This window comes from Streptomyces sp. 351MFTsu5.1 (genome assembly GCF_000383655.1).
Classification (GTDB): Bacteria; Actinomycetota; Actinomycetes; order Streptomycetales; family Streptomycetaceae; genus Streptomyces; species Streptomyces griseorubiginosus.
The window spans coordinates 57304-75308 of sequence record NZ_KB911794.1 but is presented as its reverse complement, the minus strand read 5'-3'; the positions used below and the strand labels follow the sequence as shown (position 1 = coordinate 75308).

At 73.0% G+C, this 18005-nt stretch carries 18 protein-coding genes; 7 read left to right on the top strand and 11 right to left on the bottom strand.

Going from position 1 to position 18005, the window contains the following annotated elements; genetic code table 11:
• The first annotated feature begins 58 nt into the window (after positions 1 to 58).
• The 7 genes from H295_RS0134200 (at position 59) to H295_RS0134170 (ending at position 5725) form a co-directional block, all read left to right on the top strand.
• Entirely contained in the window at positions 59 to 1648 is a 1590-nt protein-coding gene (locus H295_RS0134200; RefSeq protein ID WP_020139862.1) for a sulfite oxidase, read from the top strand.
• A 71-nt stretch (positions 1649 to 1719) separates the two neighbouring features.
• Positions 1720 to 2373 carry a fasciclin domain-containing protein gene (locus H295_RS0134195; RefSeq protein ID WP_020139861.1) on the top strand — a complete coding sequence of 218 codons (654 nt, stop codon included), beginning with the start codon at positions 1720 to 1722 and terminating at the stop codon, positions 2371 to 2373.
• 132 nt (positions 2374 to 2505) lie between these two features.
• Entirely contained in the window at positions 2506 to 3042 is a 537-nt protein-coding gene (locus tag H295_RS0134190; protein ID WP_020139860.1) for an Asp23/Gls24 family envelope stress response protein, read from the top strand.
• 56 nt (positions 3043 to 3098) lie between these two features.
• Entirely contained in the window at positions 3099 to 3284 is a 186-nt protein-coding gene (locus tag H295_RS47320; protein ID WP_132837562.1) for a hypothetical protein, read from the top strand.
• Positions 3281 to 4237: a DUF6286 domain-containing Asp23/Gls24 family envelope stress response protein gene (locus H295_RS0134180; RefSeq protein ID WP_020139858.1), complete on the top strand. Its 957-nt coding sequence runs from the start codon at positions 3281 to 3283 to the stop codon at positions 4235 to 4237. The genes H295_RS47320 and H295_RS0134180 overlap by 4 nt, the downstream gene beginning before the upstream one ends.
• Positions 4237 to 4806 (top strand): hypothetical protein, encoded by a 570-nt coding sequence (locus H295_RS0134175; RefSeq protein WP_020139857.1) that lies wholly within the window; start codon positions 4237 to 4239, stop codon positions 4804 to 4806. Before H295_RS0134180 ends, H295_RS0134175 begins: the two co-directional genes overlap by 1 nt.
• Positions 4796 to 5725, top strand: coding sequence for a YihY/virulence factor BrkB family protein (locus H295_RS0134170; protein WP_020139856.1), 930 nt, complete (start codon positions 4796 to 4798; stop codon positions 5723 to 5725). Before H295_RS0134175 ends, H295_RS0134170 begins: the two co-directional genes overlap by 11 nt.
• Here H295_RS0134170 and H295_RS0134165 read toward each other — a convergent pair.
• From H295_RS0134165 to hisD, 11 genes are all read right to left on the bottom strand, one after another.
• Positions 5695 to 6405, bottom strand: a complete 711-nt coding sequence (locus H295_RS0134165) for an alpha/beta hydrolase (protein ID WP_020139855.1) — start codon at positions 6403 to 6405, stop codon at positions 5695 to 5697. The two genes, H295_RS0134170 and H295_RS0134165, sit on opposite strands and share 31 nt — an antisense overlap.
• A gap of 58 nt (positions 6406 to 6463) precedes the next feature.
• A complete protein-coding gene (locus H295_RS0134160; protein WP_020139854.1) occupies positions 6464 to 7285 on the bottom strand; it encodes a DUF1295 domain-containing protein in 822 nt (273 codons plus the stop codon).
• Positions 7282 to 8577 carry an SAM-dependent methyltransferase gene (locus tag H295_RS0134155; RefSeq protein WP_020139853.1) on the bottom strand — a complete coding sequence of 432 codons (1296 nt, stop codon included), beginning with the start codon at positions 8575 to 8577 and terminating at the stop codon, positions 7282 to 7284. Before H295_RS0134155 ends, H295_RS0134160 begins: the two co-directional genes overlap by 4 nt.
• Positions 8574 to 9824, bottom strand: a complete 1251-nt coding sequence (locus tag H295_RS0134150) for an SAM-dependent methyltransferase (RefSeq protein WP_020139852.1) — start codon at positions 9822 to 9824, stop codon at positions 8574 to 8576. The genes H295_RS0134155 and H295_RS0134150 overlap by 4 nt, the downstream gene beginning before the upstream one ends.
• The gene (locus tag H295_RS0134145) at positions 9821 to 10552 is read right to left on the bottom strand and encodes a DUF1365 domain-containing protein (protein WP_020139851.1); all 732 of its coding nucleotides are present in this window, start codon (positions 10550 to 10552) and stop codon (positions 9821 to 9823) included. Before H295_RS0134145 ends, H295_RS0134150 begins: the two co-directional genes overlap by 4 nt.
• On the bottom strand, positions 10549 to 11808 hold the full coding sequence (locus H295_RS0134140; RefSeq protein WP_020139850.1) for an NAD(P)/FAD-dependent oxidoreductase: 1260 nt from the start codon (positions 11806 to 11808) through the stop codon (positions 10549 to 10551). The genes H295_RS0134145 and H295_RS0134140 overlap by 4 nt, the downstream gene beginning before the upstream one ends.
• A gap of 109 nt (positions 11809 to 11917) precedes the next feature.
• On the bottom strand, positions 11918 to 12319 hold the full coding sequence (locus H295_RS0134135; protein ID WP_234021747.1) for a hypothetical protein: 402 nt from the start codon (positions 12317 to 12319) through the stop codon (positions 11918 to 11920).
• 71 nt (positions 12320 to 12390) lie between these two features.
• Positions 12391 to 14178 (bottom strand): thiamine pyrophosphate-binding protein, encoded by a 1788-nt coding sequence (locus H295_RS0134130; protein WP_020139848.1) that lies wholly within the window; start codon positions 14176 to 14178, stop codon positions 12391 to 12393.
• Between the two features lie 24 nt (positions 14179 to 14202).
• Positions 14203 to 14871 carry a ThuA domain-containing protein gene (locus H295_RS0134125; protein WP_020139847.1) on the bottom strand — a complete coding sequence of 223 codons (669 nt, stop codon included), beginning with the start codon at positions 14869 to 14871 and terminating at the stop codon, positions 14203 to 14205.
• The gene (locus H295_RS0134120; RefSeq protein WP_020139846.1) at positions 14868 to 16478 is read right to left on the bottom strand and encodes an APC family permease; all 1611 of its coding nucleotides are present in this window, start codon (positions 16476 to 16478) and stop codon (positions 14868 to 14870) included. Before H295_RS0134120 ends, H295_RS0134125 begins: the two co-directional genes overlap by 4 nt.
• A 104-nt stretch (positions 16479 to 16582) precedes the next feature.
• On the bottom strand, positions 16583 to 17908 hold the full coding sequence (gene hisD, locus H295_RS0134115; RefSeq protein WP_020139845.1) for a histidinol dehydrogenase: 1326 nt from the start codon (positions 17906 to 17908) through the stop codon (positions 16583 to 16585).
• Positions 17909 to 18005: the final 97 nt, after the last annotated feature.

Sequence of the window (18005 nt, the reverse complement as noted above, 5' to 3'; positions counted from 1 at the left end):
ACTTCATCCGATCGTGGCGGCCACCAATCCGACGGCATTTCAGAACCGGATTCCCCACGTGACCGAGAACAAGAAACCATCCCGCCGACTGCGGCTGCCGCTGGGCGCGCTCAGCGGCCTGCTGGCCGGCTGTGCCGCCCTCGCGGTCGCCGAGGCCTGCGCGGGGGCGGTCCGCCCGCAGTCCGGTCCCGTCGTCGCGGTCGGCGGCGCCGCGATCGACGCCACGCCCGCCGCGGTGAAGGACTGGGCGATCCGGAATTTCGGCACCGACGACAAACTGGTTCTCCAGCTGGGAATTCTCGCGGTTCTCGGTCTCTTCGCGCTGTTCCTCGGAATTGCAGGACTGCGGTTCCGCCGTACCGCCGCGGCCGGTGTGCTGCTGTTCGGGGCCGTGGGGGCGCTCGCGGCGACGCGACGGCCCGATTCGGTGGGCCTGACGGACGCGGTGCCCTCGGTGGCCGGGGCGGTCGCCGGGGCCGTGCTCCTGTACGTGCTCCTTAGCCGCCTCGCACCCCGCGCGGAGCCCGATGCGCCCCCGTCGGGCACGCCTGGTGGGGACTGGGACCGCCGGGGCTTCGTGATCGCGGCGAGCACGGCAGCCGTGGCCTCGGCGGGAGCCGGTCTGCTGGGCCGGACCCTGGCGGGTGCCGACGGCCGGGGCGCCGTGGCCTCCCGCCGGAACGCGGTGCTCCCCGCTCCCGCGTCCCCCGCCCGGGCCGTACCGAAGGGCGCCGGACCGCGGATCCCCGGCCTCAGCCCGTTCATCACGCCCAACGCGGACTTCTACCGTGTCGACACCGCCCTGGTGGTGCCCCGGGTGGACGCGACGACCTGGCGCCTGCGCGTGCACGGCACGGGCGTGACCCGCCCGCTCACGCTCTCCTACGACGATCTGCTGCGCCGTCCGCTGGTCGAGCGGGACATCACGCTGACCTGCGTCTCCAACGAGGTCGGCGGGCCGTACGTCGGCAACGCCCGCTGGATCGGCGTACGTCTGGCCGATCTGCTGGCCGAGTGCGGGGTACGGCCGCCGTCGAAGGGCGGCCCGGCCGACCAGTTGGTCGCGCGTTCCGTGGACGGCATGACGATCGGCAGCCCGGTCGAGGACGTGATGGACGGCCGCGACGCCCTGCTCGCGCTCGGCATGAACGGCGAGCCGCTGCCCTTCGCGCACGGCTTCCCGGTCCGCATGGTGGTGCCCGGCCTGTACGGCTTCGTGTCCGCCTGCAAGTGGATCGAGGACATCGAGCTCACCACCTTCGACGCCTACGACCCCTACTGGGTCAAGCGCGGCTGGGCCCGCAAGGCTCCGGTCAAGACGGAGTCCCGTATCGACACCCCCAAGCCGTTCGCCCGGCCCAAGGCCGGCACCGTCATGGTGGCCGGCGTCGCCTGGGCCCAGCACCGGGGCATCGACAAGGTCGAGGTCCGCGTGGACGACGGGCCCTGGCAGGAAGCCCGGCTGGCCGCCCAGGACACGACCGACACCTGGCGCCAGTGGACCTTTCCCTGGCAGGCGACCAGGGGCGGCCACACCCTCACCGTCCGGGCCACCGACCGCACCGGCGCGGTGCAGACCGAGAGACGCACCCGCACGATCCCCGACGGCGCGAGCGGATGGCACTCCGTGGTCGTGACCGTCGACTGACCCCCCAAGACCACCTCTTCCCTTTCCCCGAGAAGGCAGCATCCGCTGCCGTCACCCACAGGAGAAACATCGTGAACACCCGTATCCGTCGCATCGCCCTGACCGTGACCGCCGCGGCCGTCCTGCCGCTCGCGCTGAGCGCCTGCTCCGACAGCGGCAGCGACTCCGCCAAGGCCGACTCCTCCACCAAGGCGTCCGCCTCCGCCTCGGACGACTCGATGGCCGGCTCCGGCAGCACCGCCTCCGCGGACCAGCCCTTCGGCACCGCCTGTTCCGCGGTGCCCACCAGCGGTGCCGGTTCCTTCGACGGCATGGCCCAGGACCCGGTCGCCACCGCCGCCTCCAACAACCCGGCGCTGTCCACGCTGGTGGCCGCGGTGAAGAAGGCCGGGCTGGTCGACACCCTCAACAACGCCCAGAACATCACCGTGTTCGCGCCGACCAACGACGCCTTCGCGAAGATCCCCAAGGCCACCCTGGACAAGGTCCTCAACGACAAGGCCCAGCTCACGAAGATCCTCACGTACCACGTCGTCGGCCAGAAGCTCACCCCCAAGGACCTGGAGAACGGCTCCTTCGACACCCTGGAGAAGTCGAAGCTCACCACCTCCGGCTCCGGCGAGTCCTACACCGTCAACGACTCCGCGAAGGTCGTCTGCGGCAACGTCAAGACCGCCAACGCCAACGTCTACATCATCGACAGCGTTCTGATGCCCACCAGCTGACGGGGCGTCGTCGGTGGGGTGTCACACCTGTGGCACCCCACCGACGCGTTCACGGACCCGCGTCACAACCGCGCCCGGGCCGGGTCGGAAGAAGTGAGAGCCCATCGAGAACCGAGCCGAGAGGAAGCTGTGATGACCACGCAGACCGCGCCTGCCGCCAAGGACCTGTCCGCCCCGCAGAGCGCCCCCGCCGCCAGGGACCTGTCCACCCCGCGGACCGGCGGGCAGCACCGCACCACCGCGGTGTCCGGCGGCGCGACCGGGGCCGACCAGCCCGCGCCCGACCGGGGCCGGACGTCGATCGCCGATGTCGTCGTCGTGAAGGTGGCGGGCATCGCGGCCCGGGAGATCCCGGGCGTGCACGACATGGGCGGCGGCCTCTCCCGCACCATCGGCGCCGTGCGCGACCGGGTGCCCGGTGGCCGCGCCAACGTCGGACGCGGCGTCAAGGTCGAGGTGGGCGAACGGCAGACGGCCGTCGACCTGGACCTGGTCGTCGAGTACGGCGTCTCCGTCATGGACGTGGCCCGGGACGTCCGGGAGAACGTGATCGACGCGGTGGAGCGGATCACCGGCCTGGAGGTGGTCGAGGTCAACATCACCGTCAACGACGTCCACCTGCCCGACGAGGACGAGTCCGAGAACAGCGCCGGCTCCCGCGTGGAGTGACGGCGCGCGGGCACCGGAGCAGACGGGGACCGATACGGGGTGAGAGGCAGAGGGACGTGAACACACCAGTGGTGGGAATGGCCGCGGGCATGGCGTTGGCGTTCGCCGGGTTCTTCGGCGGGTTCGGCGCCTTCCTGCTCGTGGCCGCGCTCGGCGGCCTGGGCTGGGCCCTGGGCCGGTGGATCGAGGGCGGCGGCAGCGTCCGGGACGTACGGGACGCGTTCGAGCGGAGCCGCCGATGACCGCCGCGGCCGAGCGGGGCACCACCACCGTCTCCGAGCGCGCGGTCCAAAGGATCGCCGGGCGGGCGGCCGCCGAGTACCTGCCGCACGGAGACGGCGTCCGGGCCACCGGGAGCACGGCCTCCGTGCGCGGCAGGAGGGCGGAGCTGTCCCTCGCGGTGACACTGCCCTACCCGGCGCCCCTCGCCGACACCGTGCGGGACGTCCGGCGCCATGTGGTCGAGCGGACCGGGCAGTTGACGGGACTGGACGTGGCAGCGGCCCGGCTCGCGGTGACCTCCCTCAGCGTGCCCCGGGTGCCGGTCCCCCCGGCCCCGGAGCACGACGGGGCCCGTACGCCCCGCCGTCGGTGGTCCCAGCGCCGGGTGCCGGTGGCCCTGCTCTCCGCGGTGGCCGCCGTGTGCTGGGGTGCGCTCGCCCTCGACCTGGTGCGGGTGCACACCGCGCACCGGGCGGCGGCCGCCTGGCGCACCTCCGCGCTGCACTGGCTGTCCGGTCACGCCCCCGGCGACCCGGCCGTCGTCGCCGCCGGCGCGGCGGTCGCTCTGCTGGGTGTCTGGCTGATCCTGCTCGCCGTGACGCCCGGCCGTCGCCGTCAGTCCACGCTGCGGGTCCCCGCGGCCCGGGTGGACGCGGCGGTGGACCGCTCCGCGGTGGAGTCCCTGGTCCGCGAGGCGGTGGGGGACGTGGCGGGAGTCGGCGCGGTACGGGTGCGGGCACGGACGGGCCGCGTCACCGTGCGGGCCGGGCTCTGCTTCGGCGATCGCGCGGCCACCGGGGACGCCGTCACGTCCGCGGCCCGAGCCGCCCTGACCGCGTGCGGCCTGCGCCGTACGCCCCGGTTGCGTGTGCGGGTCGTCCCCGAACCGGTCTGGCGCCCACCGCTCGATGCGGGGCAGGAGGCGCCGGAACCCGTCGCCGCCCCGTCCGGCCGCGCGGAAGGTGACCGGTGATGGCACGCGCCCGTACGACCGTCAACCGAACCGTCCTCGCCGGCTCCGGGCTCGTCCTGCTCCTCGTGGGCGCATGGCTCGCCCTCGCGGACCGGGCGCCGTCCTGGTGGCCGGCCGTGGACACCGGCGCCCTGTGGCCGACCGGGACCCGCCTCGCACGGCTGCGGGCCGAGGACTGGTGGACCCCCGCCGTCCTGGCCACGGCGATCCTCCTGACCGTGCTCCTCGCGTACGTCTGCCTCGCACAGCTGCGTCCGGGCCCGGCCCGGCAGCTGGCCCTGCCCTCCCCCGGCGGCACGGTCCGCCCCCGGGCCCTCGCCGAGGCACTGACCGCCCGCGCCGCCGCGGTGCCCGGGGTCGCCCGCGCCCGGGCCCGCGTGCTGCCCCGCCGCCGGCAGCGGCTGGACGTCGGCCTGCGGGTCTGGCTGCACCCGGGCACTCCCCCGGACGCCGTGCTGCCCTCGCTGCACGCCGTGACCGCCGAGGCCGAGCGGGCGACCGCGCCGTACACCGCGTACACCCGGATCCGGCTGAGCACGCCCTCGCACCGGAGGTCCCGTGTCCGCTGAGGCGTGGACCGGCCGGCTGCGCCGGATCGGCCGGGTGCCGCGCCCGCCGGCCGGCTGGTGGCCCGCGCTGCGCCGCACACCGGTCTCGCTGTGGGACGACGACATCTCGGACTACGCGGCGGCCCTGACGTACTACGCGATCCTGGCGGTGCTGCCCGCGATGCTGGTCACCGTGCTGGCGTTCGGCATGATCAGCCCGGACACCGCCGAGGAGTTCGTCACCCATGTGACGGCCTACGCGCCCGCGGACTCCGGGGCCTCGCTGCACGCCGTGCTCAGCCGGGTGCTCGGCGCCGACCGGACGACGTGGCCGCTGCTCGCGGCGGGATCGGCCAGTGCCCTGTGGTCCGCCTCCAGTTACCTCGCCGTCTTCCGCCGCGCCCTGCACCGCATGCACCGGGTCGAGGACCGGCGCTCCCCCTGGCGCAAGGCGCACCGGATCCTGCTCACCGCCTTCGGGCTGCTCGGTCTGCTGCTGGTCGGCTCGCTCACCCTGCTGCTGACGGGCCCGCTCGCGGAGGCCGTGGGCCGGACCCTCGGCCTGGACACCACGGCGGCCTGGGCGTGGCGCCTGCTGCGCTGGCCGGTGCTGCTGTGCCTGGTCGCCCTGCTGGTCGTGATCCTCTTCCACACCGGGCCTTCCGCGGCCCGCCTGCGCGAACGCAGTCTGCCCGGCGGGGTGCTCGCGGCCGCCCTGTGGCTGACGGTCTCCGCCGGCTTCTCGGCGTACGCCGGCACGCTGGGCGCCTACAGCAGGCTGTACGGCTCCCTCGCCGGTGTGATCGTCTTCCTGGTGTGGCTGTGGCTGTCGAACCTCGCCCTGCTCACCGGGGCGCAGTTCGCCGCCGAGCTCGCGGCTCGTGCCGGGAGCAGTGCTCAGAGCACCGCTCAGAGCACCGGGAAGTCGCCCGTCCCGTAGCACTCCCGGGGCAGCGGGTCCGGTACGGCACCGGGGTCCAGGAGGTGGGCGACGACGGCCGCGGTGGTGCGGTGCCAGAGGCGGTGGTGGCGCAGCATCGCGTGGTCGCCGCCGGCGATGACGGCCATCCCGGCCCGCGCGGCGGTGGCCTGGGCGCGGTGGACGCAGTCGGCCGTGGCGGCGGGCGAGGTGACGCGGTCCCGTGCGCCGTGCAGGGCGACGATCCGCCGGCCTGCCGTCTGAGCGACCGGCTCCCCCGTCGGCCACCACGGCGCGAGCGCGCACACACCGGTGACCTGGGGATGTCCGGCGGCGTGCAGGGCGGCCCGGCCGCCCATGGAGTGGCCGAGCAGCACGGTGGGCACGGGGCCGGCCAGCGCGCTGAGTTCGTCCAGGGCCCGCAGGGTGTCCCGGCCGGCGTCGGCGCGGGTGCCGTTCCAGCCGCGCAGGCGGTAGCGGACCCGGGCGACCAGGACGTCCTCGTGGGGCAGTGCGGCGGTCACCGCCCGCAGCACCGGGTCCATCCGCAGGGCGGCGAGCTGCCGGGGGTGGGTGGGGTTCTCGCTCGTCTCCTGTCCACCGTGCAGGACGAGCACGGCGGCCCGGGGCTTGGGCGGACACCGCCGGGGCAGCAGGGCGGGCGTGGTCCGGGCAGAGGTGTCGATGTCGTCCTGCGGCACGATCAGAGGCTCCTTGTCGCCGTGGGTCGCACGGGTGCATCCTGCCCCGCCCGGCCCGTCACCGTCGCCCCCGTCCGGCGGCCCGCTTCGGGGGCCGGGGGAAGAAGCCGCTGGTGCGGGCCCGGTACTCGGCGTAGCCGGGCCGGTCGACCATGTGCCGTTCGAGCAGCCGCTTTCCGCTGCCCCTGGTCAGCAGCAGGCTCATCACCACCGGCGACACCACGGTCACGGCGGCCGCCGCCGGGGCGTCGGGGACCAGCAGGAACAGGCCCCACCAGACGCAGAAGTCGCCGAAGTAGTTGGGGTGCCGGGTCCACGCCCACAACCCCCGGTCCATGATCCGGCCGCGCTGGGCGGGATCGGCCTTGAACCGGGCGAGCTGGGCGTCACCGACCGCCTCGAAGCACACCCCGACCACCCACAGCGCGACTCCCGCCCAGGCCAGGGGCGACGGCCGGCCGGGAACGTACTGCGCGGCCTGCACCGGCAGGGACACCAGCCACACCAGGGCGCCCTGGAGCAGGTAGACCATGCGCAGGGCGTAGGCGTTGCGGTTGCCGGGTGCCTTCGCGAGCATCGCCTCGTAGCGCGGGTCCTCGCCGTGGCCCCGGCCCCGGCGGGCGATGTGCACCGCGAGGCGCAGCCCCCAGGCCGCCGTCAGCCCGGTCGCCAGCAGCCGTCGTACGGGATCGCCGTGCCCGGCGGAGGCGACGAGGGTCGTGAGGGCCACGGCGGTGAAGCCGATCCCCCAGGCCACGTCGACGATCCGGTGCACGCCCAGGCGCACGGCCACGGCGAAGGTGACGAGCATGACGGCCAGGGCCGCCGCGGCCGCCCAGGCCAGGCCGGTCGCGAAGGCGCTCCACGGGAAGCCGTTCACAGGTCCGCGTACCAGGCGTGGGAGCCGGCCTCCATACCGGACGCGCCGCCGGGTCCGGGCCGTACGGCGAGGATCTGGTCGACGCCCATCCGGCCCTCCTCGAAGGCCAGCGCCCCGCCGGCCAGGTAGAGCCGCCAGACCCGTGCGGTCTCCGTACCGGCCAGCCGTACGAACGCGTCCCAGCGCTTCTCCAGGGTGCGGTGCCAGGCGGCGATCGTACGGACGTAGTGCTCGCGCAGCGATTCCGTGTGCCGTACCTCCAGACCGCCCTCCTCCAGCAGGGCCACGGTCTCGCCGAGGGGCCGCATGTGCATGTCGGGGGCGATGTACGCCTCGATGAACGCCCCGCCGCCAGGGGCGCCCGGACCTCGTGACATCTGCTGCACCAGCACCCGCCCGCACGGCCGGACGAGCCGGTGCAGGGCGGCCGCGAAGGCGGGGTACTCGGCGTCGCCGACGTGCTCGCCCATCTCGATCGTGGAGACGGCGTCGTACCCGCCGCCCCGGATGTCCCGGTAGTCCTGGCAGAGCACCTCCACCCGATCGGTGAGCCCGCGCTCGCGCACCCGGTCGCGGACGTACGCCGCCTGCTCCCGGGCCAGTGTGACGGCGGTGACCTGGGCCCCGTGCCGCTGCGCCGCGTGCAGGGTGAGCGAGCCCCAGCCGCAGCCGATGTCCAGCAGCCGGGCGCCGGGCTCCAGGGCCAGCTTGCGGCAGACCAGCTCCAGTTTGGCCCGCTGGGCGTCGGCGGCGGTGAACCCCGGCCCGTCGCTCGCCCAGTAGCCGCAGGAGTAGGCCATGGTCTCGTCGAGGAGGAGGCCGTAGAACTCGTTGGAGAGGTCGTAGTGGTGGCTGATCGCGGCCCGGTCGCGGGCCCGGCTGTGCAGGCCGCCGCGCAGGCGGGCCTGGGAGGCGGGCGCGGGCGGCGGGGGCCCCACGACACCGAGGCGTAGGGCGGTGACGAGGGCGCGGGCCCGGTCGGCGGACGTCAGCCGGGGCGGGCGCAGGCCCCGCTCCCGCTGCGCCGCCCACATCGTCCGCAGGCCCTCGGCGAGGTCGCCCTCGACGTCGAGCTCACCGGTGACGTAGGCCTGCGCGAGGCCCAGCTCGCCGGGCTGCCACAGCAGTCGGCGCAGCGCGCGGCGGGAGCGCAGCACCACCACGGGTGCGTCGGCCGGTCCGGCCTCGCTGCCGTCCCAGGCGCGCAGGCGCAGCGGCAGGGGGCCGCCGAGCGCGTCCTCGACGAGGGCGGTGAGCAGAGGGGCGGCACCGGGCCGGGCGAGGGTGCTCATCGGGCGGGGTTCTCCTTGGTGAACAGGTACTGCTGGACGTCGAGGTAGCCGGACCGGAATCCGGCCTCGGAGTAGGCCAGGTAGAAGGTCCACAGGCGGCGGAAGGTCTCGTCGAAGCCGAGGGCGGCGACCTCGTCGGCGCGTTCGGTGAACCGCTCCCGCCACAGGCGCAGCGTCTCGGCGTAGTGGGCGCCGAAGGCGTCGCGGCGGGCGAGGCGCAGCGCGGTGTGGTCGCGGGCGGTCTGCTCGATCGCCTCGGTGGACGGGATGAGGCCGCCGGGGAAGACGTACTTGTGGATCCAGGTGAAGGTGTCCCGGGAGGCCAGCATCCGCTCGTGCGGCATGGTGATCGCCTGGAGCGCCACCCGGCCGCCCGGGGCGAGCCGGGCGTCGAGCGTGCGGAAGTACACCGGCCAGAACTCGGCGCCGACCGCCTCGATCATCTCCACGCTGACCACGGCGTCGTACTCCCCGCTCGCTTCCCGGTAGTCGCACAGCTCGATCGAGACACGGTCCTCGAGTCCCGCCGCGCGCGCCCGCTCCAGTGCCAGGGAGCGCTGTTCCGCGGAGAGGGTGAGCGAGGTGACACGGGCGCCCCGGGCGGCGGCCCGCAGCGCCAGCTCGCCCCAGCCGGTGCCGATCTCCAGCAGCCGGGTGCCCGCGCCGACGTCGGCCAGGTCGAGCAGCCGGTCGATCTTGCGGTGCTGGGCGGCCGCCAGGAGGTCCCGGCTCGCCGGGAAGCCACGGAAGACGGCCGAGGAGTAGCTGAGGGTGTCGTCGAGGAAGAGGGCGAACAGGTCGTTGGAGAGGTCGTAGTGGCGGCTGATGTTGGCGCGGGAGCCGTCGGGGGTGTTGCGCTCCTCCTGCGGGTGTCTGGGGGCCCACAGTCCGCGCAGGCGTTGCAGCGGGGCCGGGATCAGGTCGGCCGCGTGCGCGGCGAGCACGGTGAGGGCGGCGACCAGGTCCGGGGCGTCCCACTCGCCGGCCATGTACGACTCGCCGAACCCGACCAGGCCGCCGGTGCCGATCCGGGCGTGGAAGGCGGCCGGGTCGTGCACGTGGAGGAGCGGGCCGCCGAGACCGATGTCACCGGAGCCGGCGAGGCGGGCGCGCAGGGGAAGTCCGCGCAGGGCCCGGCGGACGAGCGCGGCGGTCACGGTGTCCCGGGGCCGGGAGGGGCGGGGCACGGTGACGATGTCGGGCCAGCGGCCCGCGTCGGCCGGCGCGTCGTGGGCGACTGTGGTCATGTCTGGTTCTCCGGGGTGTGCTGCTCGGGTCGGGGCTGGACGGCCAGGCCCCGCAGGTAGAGGCGGATGCCGTGGAAGCGGATGGCCGCCGACACGGCGAGGGTGGACCAGGGGTGGCGCAGCGCCAGGCGCAGCACGTTCGGGACGGTCACCGCGCGCCGGGTGCCGTGGACGGTGGCCGTCAGGGTGCGGCCGTCTTCCCGGTCCAGGTGCACGGTCAGGTCGAGCCGGGGTCCCGGATGCGGCAGCCGCATGCGGTAGCGGCCGTCCACGGGCAGGAACGGCGAGACGTAGAACTCCTTGTCGGCCCGGGCCGTCCCGCCCCGGTCCGGGTGCAGGAGGTAGGCGTGCCGGCCGCCGTAGGTGTTGTGGACCTCGGCGACCACGCAGCGGGGATCGCCGTCGGGGCCGTGGCACCAGTAGAGGGTGATCGGGTTGAACACGTACCCGAGGACCCGGGCGTGGGTGAGCATCACCACCGGCCCGCCCTCCAGGTCGACGCCGTGTCCGGCGAGATAGGCGTCGAGGGCCGCGCGCAGGGTGGGCCCCTCGCCGGTGAAGTGGTCACGGGGGTCGAAGCGGGCCAACGGCCTTATGAGAAGCGGCAGTCGAGGCGGGCGGTCGGGGTCGACGAGCCACAGGTAGGTGCGGTGGCGCAGCAGGTACCGCCACGGGGTGGCCCGCACATGGCGGATCGTGCAGGCGTAGAGGGCCGGTACGGCGTTCACCAGCGCGCTCCCAGCGCGGCGGCGGCCTCGACTCCGGAGCGGCAGCCGTCCTCGTGGAACCCCCAGCCGTGGTAGGCGCCCGCGAACACGCAGACGGCACCGGCCAGTTCGTGCAGCCGCCGCTGGGCGGCCACCGACTCCGGGGTGTAGACGGGGTGTTCGTAGACCATGCGGGCCAGCACCCGGTCCGGGTCGACGCGGTCCTCGCCGCCGAGGGTGACGACGAACGACTCGGTGGCGTCGAGGCGTTGCAGCCGGTTCATGTCGTAGCTGACCCGGACGCGGTCGGCGCCGGCCGTGCAGGACGGCATGAGGTAGTTCCAGGAGGCGCGGGCGCCGCGGGCGCGGGGCAGCAGCCGGGTGTCGGTGTGCAGCAGGGTGGCGTTGCGCGAGTAGCGGAACGCGCCGAGCACCTCCCGCTCCCGCTCGGTGGGATCGGCGAGCAGGCGCAGCGCCTGGTCCGGGTGGACCGCGACGACCACGGAGTCGTAGGACTCGGTGGTGCCGTCGGCGGCGGTCACCTCGGCGCCGTCGGCGTGGCGGCGCACGGCCCGGACCGGGGTGCCGGTGCGGATCTCGGCGATCTGCTTGGCGATCCGGTCGACGTACTCCCGCGAACCGCCGGTGACCGTGCGCCACACCGGCGAGCCGCCGACGGACAGCATTCCGTGGTGCTCCAGGAAGCGGAACAGGTAGGCGGCCGGGTAGCGCTGGGCGGTGACGGCGTCGCAGGACCACACGGCCGACACCACGGGGGTCATGAAGTGGGCGCGGAAGTAGGCGGAGAAGCCCTCCCGGTCCAGGAACTCCCCCAGGGTGAGGTCCTGTTCGTCGCCGTGGGCGAGCAGCCCGCGGGCGGCCCGGTGGAAGGCGGGCACCTCGGCGAGCAGCCGCAGGTAGGAGCCGCTGAGGACGCTGCGGGGCCGGGCGAGGAGTCCGGCGGGGCCGCGGGCGCCGGCGTACTCCAGTCCGCAGCCCTCGCAGCGGACCGACATGCTCATCTCCGACTCCTGCGTGGGGACGCCGAGTTCGTCGAAGAGCCGGAGCAGGTGGGGGTAGGTGCGGCGGTTGTGCACGATGAACCCGGAGTCCACCCGGTGCACCCGCCCGTCGTACGACGACGTCACCTCATGCGTGTGCGCGTGCCCGCCGAGCCGGTCGTCGGCCTCGTAGAGCACGACGTGTCGCGTCCGCCCCAGGACGTACGCGGCGGTCAGCCCCGCCACCCCGGAGCCCACGACGGCCGTCCGCCTCATCCGCTTTCCTCCCGCGCTCGCGATCAGTCCGCGCGTAATCCGGAGCAGGTCGGGGTGCGGATTGGCGGGAGGGGGGATCGGATGGGGAGGAGTGTCCGGGGGGCGACCGTCAGGCGAGCCGCCAGGCGGACCGCAGGGCCAGACGGGCCACCGACGCGTCGACCTCGCCGATCGGCGGCTTCCCGTCGAACTCGCGCATCCGCTCGACGAACCCGGCCGGCAGAGTCACGCCATGGCGTCCCACGTAGTGCCTGAGGTCACCGCGCCAGACCCAGGAGCCGTCGGTGAGGAGTGACGAGCAGCCCACGAGGTTCTCGCCACAGCCCAGGAGGCACGGCTCGGTCTCGGTGAATGCGGCGACCACGGTGCCGGCCGCGAGATAGGTGACGGCGAAGGCCGCGGTCGCCTGCCAGTCCGGGGAGTCCGAGCGGGTCAGCTCGTGGATTCCGGGAAGATCGACCGGCTCCGCGAAGAACTCCTGGACGAATCCGACTCTCAGCACGGGGGACATCCTGCCCGGCACGAGCGACCGCCCGTGCGGCCGGGTCGCGGCTGCGCGGGCGGTCGGTGAGGGCAGGTCGGTCAGAGGTGCTGTTCCGTCGCCCTGATGCGGTCGTACTCCTCCTGGCGCTCGTCCTTGATGTACGCCGGGATCGGGAAGTCCCACCAGCCGGGGACCCAGGGGCCGGCGGCGTCGCGGTCCGTGGGAACCTCGATCACGGCGGGGGCGCCGGACCGGACCGCCTTGCGCAGGGTCGGCTCCAGGGAGTCGGAGTCGTTGACCTTGTACGACTCGATGCCGAAGGCCCGGCCCATGGCCGCGAAGTCGGGGCTGTACGGCGAGCCGTCGGGGTGCGAGAACTCGGTGCCGATGTGGCGCGAGGTCTGCTTGCGCTGGCCGCCGCGGATCGACATGTAGCCCGCGTTGTTCTGGACCACGAAGATCACCGGGGCGCCGGCGGTGACGCTCAGGGCGATCTCCTGGGAGGTCATCAGGAAGTCGCCGTCGCCGAGGACGCACACGACCGGGCTCTCCGGCCGGGCGAGCTTGGCGCCGACCGCGGCCGGGATCGCCCAGCCCATCGAGGAGAAGCCGCCGGAGGTGAGGTGGGTGCGGGGTTCGTAGACGGGGAACGTCTGCTTGACCGCGCCCTGGGTGTTGCCCGAGCCGGCGACGATGATCGCGTCGCGCGGCAGCACGTTGCGCAGGGCGCCGAGCGGGCGCTGGGAGGTGAACGGGAAACGGTCGCTGTCGCGGCGGCCGGCAAGCTTCTCCTCCCAGTCCCGCTTGAGGCGGGCGAGTTCCGCAAGGTACTCGGACCGGTCGATGCCCTTCGACGGGAGGGAGTCGACGATCGCGGCCACGGCCCGCTGCGCGTCGGCGACGATGCCCACCTCGGCGGGGTAGTTCTTGCCGATCTCGTGCGGGTCGATGTCGATGTGGATGAGCTTCGCGGGCGGGATGGAGAAGCTGATGCCCTTGGCGTAGCTGGAGGCCGACCAGTCGGTGAAGCGGCAGCCGACCGAGATCACGACATCGGCGGAGCTCGCGATCGCGTTGCCGGTCATCGTGCCGGTCTGGCCGACGCTGCCCGCGAACAGCTCGTGGTCCTCGGGGAAGGCACTCTTGCCGTTCCACGTGGTGACGACCGGGATCTGCCACTTCTCGGCGAGCGCGAGGACCACGTCGGAGGCCTCGGAGGTGATCGCGCCGCCGCCGACCACGATGACCGGGCGGGTGGCCGCGCGCAGCACGTCCACGGCACGGTCGATGGCCTCCGGGTCGGGGTGCTGGCGGCCCACCGGGATACGCCGCTCCAGGTCGTGGAGCTCGACGTTCGCGGCCTCGGCCTGTACGTCCATGGGGACTTCGAGGTGTACCGGGCCCGGCCGCCCGGTCAGCATGGAGTTGAAACAGCGGTGCAGGACGAAGGGGAGCTCCTCGACCCGGGTGACGACCCAGTGCCGCTTGCTGACGGCCTCGGCCACCTTGGGGAAGTCGTTGGCCGTGTAGCGGTCGAGTTCCTGGAGCAGACCGTGGCCGCGCATGTGGGTCGGCGGGCCGCCTGTGACGACGAGCACGCTGGTGGAGTCCGTGAACGCGGTGCCCATGCCGATGACGGTGTTGCTGGCTCCGGCGCCGATGGAGGTGACCGCGGCCTGCGGGCGGCCGGTGACGCGGTAGTAGCCGTCGGCGAGGTGGACGGCGCTCTGCTCGTGGAAGGTCTGGATGAAGGGGATCCGGGACTCGTCGTCGAGGAAGGCGTCGGTCAGTGACCAGATGCCGTGGCCGGGGATGCCGGCGACGACGTCGACCCCGTAGTTGCGCAGGGTCCGCGCGACGATCTGGCCTCCGGTGAGGACGGGCATGGTGGGTTTCCTTTCGGCGGCAGCTCAGTCGGAGGTGCGGGCGGCCCAGGCGAAGCCCTGGGTGCACAGGCGGGTGACGTCCGGGTTCTGGAGGTCGTCGAGGTCGTGTCCGACCGCGCTGTAGAAGACGCGGCCCTCGCCCCAGGTCCGGGTCCAGGCCTGGGGGATGGTCTTTCCCTCCAGCCAGGACAGGTGCTCGCCGGTGAAGGTGGACTCGGCGAGGACGTGGTTGTTGGGGTCGACCGACATGTAGTACTGCTCGGAGGCGACCCGGAAGTCCCGCACCCCGGCGGTGATCGGGTGGCCGGGGTCCGTGATCGTGACCTCGTAGGGGTACTTCACGCCTTCGCCGGCGGGGTGTTCGAGGAAGCTGCCGCCGAGGAGCCAGTGGTACTTGAGGCTGGTGCGGAACGCGGCGGCCGCGCCGTGCCAGGCGGCGATCCCGGTGCCGCTCTCCACCGCGCCCAGCAGGTTCGACTCCTGGGCTGCGGTCAGGCCCTCGGACAGCAGGGCGTTGTTCCAGTTGAGCGCGATCAGGTCGTAGCCGGTGAGGTCGGCGTCGAGGGAGAAGATGTCGTTGGTCTCCTCCACGTCGAAGCCGAGGTTCTTGAAGATCGGCAGGGCCCATTCCTCGGCCACCTGGTAGGGCTTGTGGCCGGGCCAGCCGCCGTACAGATACAGAACGCGGGTCATGCGGTGCTCCCTGAGGTCGTACGGGCAAGGGCTTCGGCCCGGCTGCGCAGCCGCTCGGCCACCTCGATGGCGTCGCCTTCCGGCGCGGTGGACTTGCGCTCCGGCTTCGCGGTCAACAGGTACACCAGGCCCACGGCCGAGACGATGAGGAAGCCGATGAGGGCGATCCAGCGGTCCACGAAGGAGGTTCCGGCGCCGCCGGTGGGCCAGGAGAGCAGCACCATCCCGAGCACGCCGTAGGTCAGGGCGGCCACGGTCACCGGGAAGCCCCAGCGGCCCAGCGTCCAGGCTCCGGCGGGGCGCCAGCCCTTCAGTCGCATCCGCAGGGCGGCCAGTACGACCATCATGAAGGCCGCGTATCCGGCCAGCATCTGGAACGCCGCGATCTTGGTGAGGGAGTCCGGCGAGTAGTAGACGAACACGAAGAGCAGCAGGGGGAGGACGTTGACCGCCAGCAGCGCGTTCAGCGGGACACGGTGGGTGCGGGAGATCTTCGAGAAGACGCGGGAGCCCGGGAACATGTCGTCACGGGCGAAGGAGAACACGATCCGGCTCGCGGCGGCCTGCTGGCTCATCACACCCGCGATGAACGAGGTCATGATCACCGTGAGGACGGCCTTGGTGCCGACGGTGCCGACCGAGCTCTGGAGGATCGAGGGGATCGGGTTGGTGTCCTTGCCGGAGAGGATCGAGGCGAGGTCCGGCGCCGCGAGGGCGTACCCGACGAAGGCGAACAGCGCGGCCACCCCACCGACGGCGACGGTCAGCTGCATGGCCCGCGGGATGCTGCGGGAGGGGTTGGGGACCTCTTCGGCGATCTCGCCGCACGCCTCGAAGCCGTAGAAGAGGAAGAGCCCGACGAGCGAGGCGGCGATGAAGGCCAGGACGTAGTCGTCGTGGGTGGAGCTGCTGGTCTCGAAGAAGATCGAGACAGAGTTGTGCCGCTCGAAGATCAGCAGGTAGAAGCCCACGGCGACGATGCCGATCAGTTCCGCGGCGAGGCCGATCTTGGAGATCAGGGCCAGGGTCCTGGTGCCGAAGCAGTTGCAGATCAGGCAGACGACGGTCACCGCGACGGCGATGCACAGACGCTGGGCGGGAGTGGAGCTGATGGCGGGCTGGTCGGCGGTTCCGGCGAAGAGGCTCGCGGCGAAGTCCGAACTGAACAGTGCGGTGCTGGTGATGCCGATGGTGATGCAACAGATGTACGTCCAGGCGTTGAACCAGGCGTAGCGCCCGTTCCACAGCCGTCTCACCCACTGGTACAGGCCGCCCGCGAGCGGGAACTGCGAGACGACCTCGCCGAAGACCAGTGCGACGAGGAACTGCCCGGCGCCGACGATGCCGATCCAGAAGACGGACGGCCCGCCGGCGGTCGCCAGGCCGACGGCGAAGAGGGCCACGACGCCCACGAGGGGCGAGAGGTAGACGAAGCCGAGGGCGAAGTTCCCCCACAGGCTGACCTTGCGGTCGAACTTCTGCTCGTAGCCGAGTACGGCGAGCATTTCCGCGTCGGCGGCCGAGGACACGGGGTTGAACGCCCCGTCGGGTCGGCCTACGGGGGTGGATGCGGGCGCTGAGTGCGCGTCGTTGTCGGTGGCTGACATGTCGATCTCCGTGGGTCTAGGGGGAGGTGCGGGAGGTGCTCCTTGTCGGACGGCTGCCGGGCCGCTTCATCGCGTCGGCGTAAGTCGCGATCCGTCATCGCGGATCAGCTCTGCTCGAAGGTGTGGTCGGTCCAGTCCAGCGGGGCCGATCCGTAGCGCGCGGCGCGGACGTCTCCCGAGCGCGCGTGTCCCTCGAAGTTCTCGGTGCGTGAGGCCCTGCCGCAGATCTCGCCGAGCCGGGCGCTGGAGGCGGGGTCCCGGACCTCCTGGTAGGTCACGGTCTTCAGGTACTTGCCGACCCAGAGGCCGCCGGTGTAGCGGGCCGCGCCGAGGGTGGGCAGCACGTGGTTGGTGCCGATGACCTTGTCGCCGTAGGCGACGCAGGTCTTGTCCCCGAGGAACAGGGCGCCGTAGTTGCGCATGCGGTGCAGCGCCTCGCGGGGTTCGGCGGTGAGGATCTGGACGTGCTCGCTCGCGTACTCGTCGGCGAGTGCGTACGCGGCGTCGAGGGTGGGGACGACGATCACCTCGCCGTGGTCGCGCCAGGCACGGCCGGCGACCTCCCCGGTGGACAGGCCGGGCAGCAGCTTGTCCACCCAGGCGATGGTCCGGCGGCCCACCTCCTCGGAGGTGGTGATCAGGACGGCCGGAGAGTCGGGGCCGTGCTCGGCCTGGGACAGCAGGTCGGTGGCGACCACGAACGGGTCCGCGGTGCCGTCGGCGACGATCAGCACCTCCGTCGGTCCGGCGAAGAGGTCGATGCCGACCTCGCCGAACAGCTGGCGCTTGGCCTCCGCCACATACGCGTTGCCGGGGCCGGCGAGCATGTCGACGGCGTCGATCGTCTCGGTGCCCAGCGCGAGGGCCGCCACGGCCTGGACACCGCCCATGACGTAGATCTCGTCGGCCCCGGCCAGGTGCATCGCGGCGACGCTGACGGGCGGCGGGGCACCCCGGTCCGGCGGGGTGGTCGCGGCGACCCGCTCGACACCGGCGACCTTGGCCGTCAGGACGGTCATGTGGGCCGAGGCGGTGAGGGGGTAGCGGCCGCCGGGGACATAGGCTCCGGCCGCGCCGATGGGGAGGTTGCGCTGCCCCAGGTACACGCCGGGCAGCGTCTCCACCTCGAAGTCGGTGAGGGAGTCCCGCTGCGCCTGGGCGAAGCCGCGGACCTGCGTCTGCACGAACCGGAGGTCGTCGAGGACGGTCTCGGGGACCGAGGAGACGACGGAGGCGATCCGGTCGGGGCCGAGCCGGTAGGACTCCGGGCTCCAGTTGTCGAACTTCTGCGACCAGCGGCGCACGGCGGCGTCGCCGTTGGCCCGGATGTCGGCGATCACGTCCGCGACGGTCTCGACGATTTCCGGACGGCTGGTCCGCGACGTCTTCTCGGCGACAGGAGCCTTGATGGTCTGGTGTTGGGCTGACACTCTGCACTCCTTGCACGGGTCGGGCCTGCGGGCTTGCCCTGAAGTCTGGGGAAACGGGGGGTGCGAGGACAGGCACAGTGTGTGCAATATTGAGCGC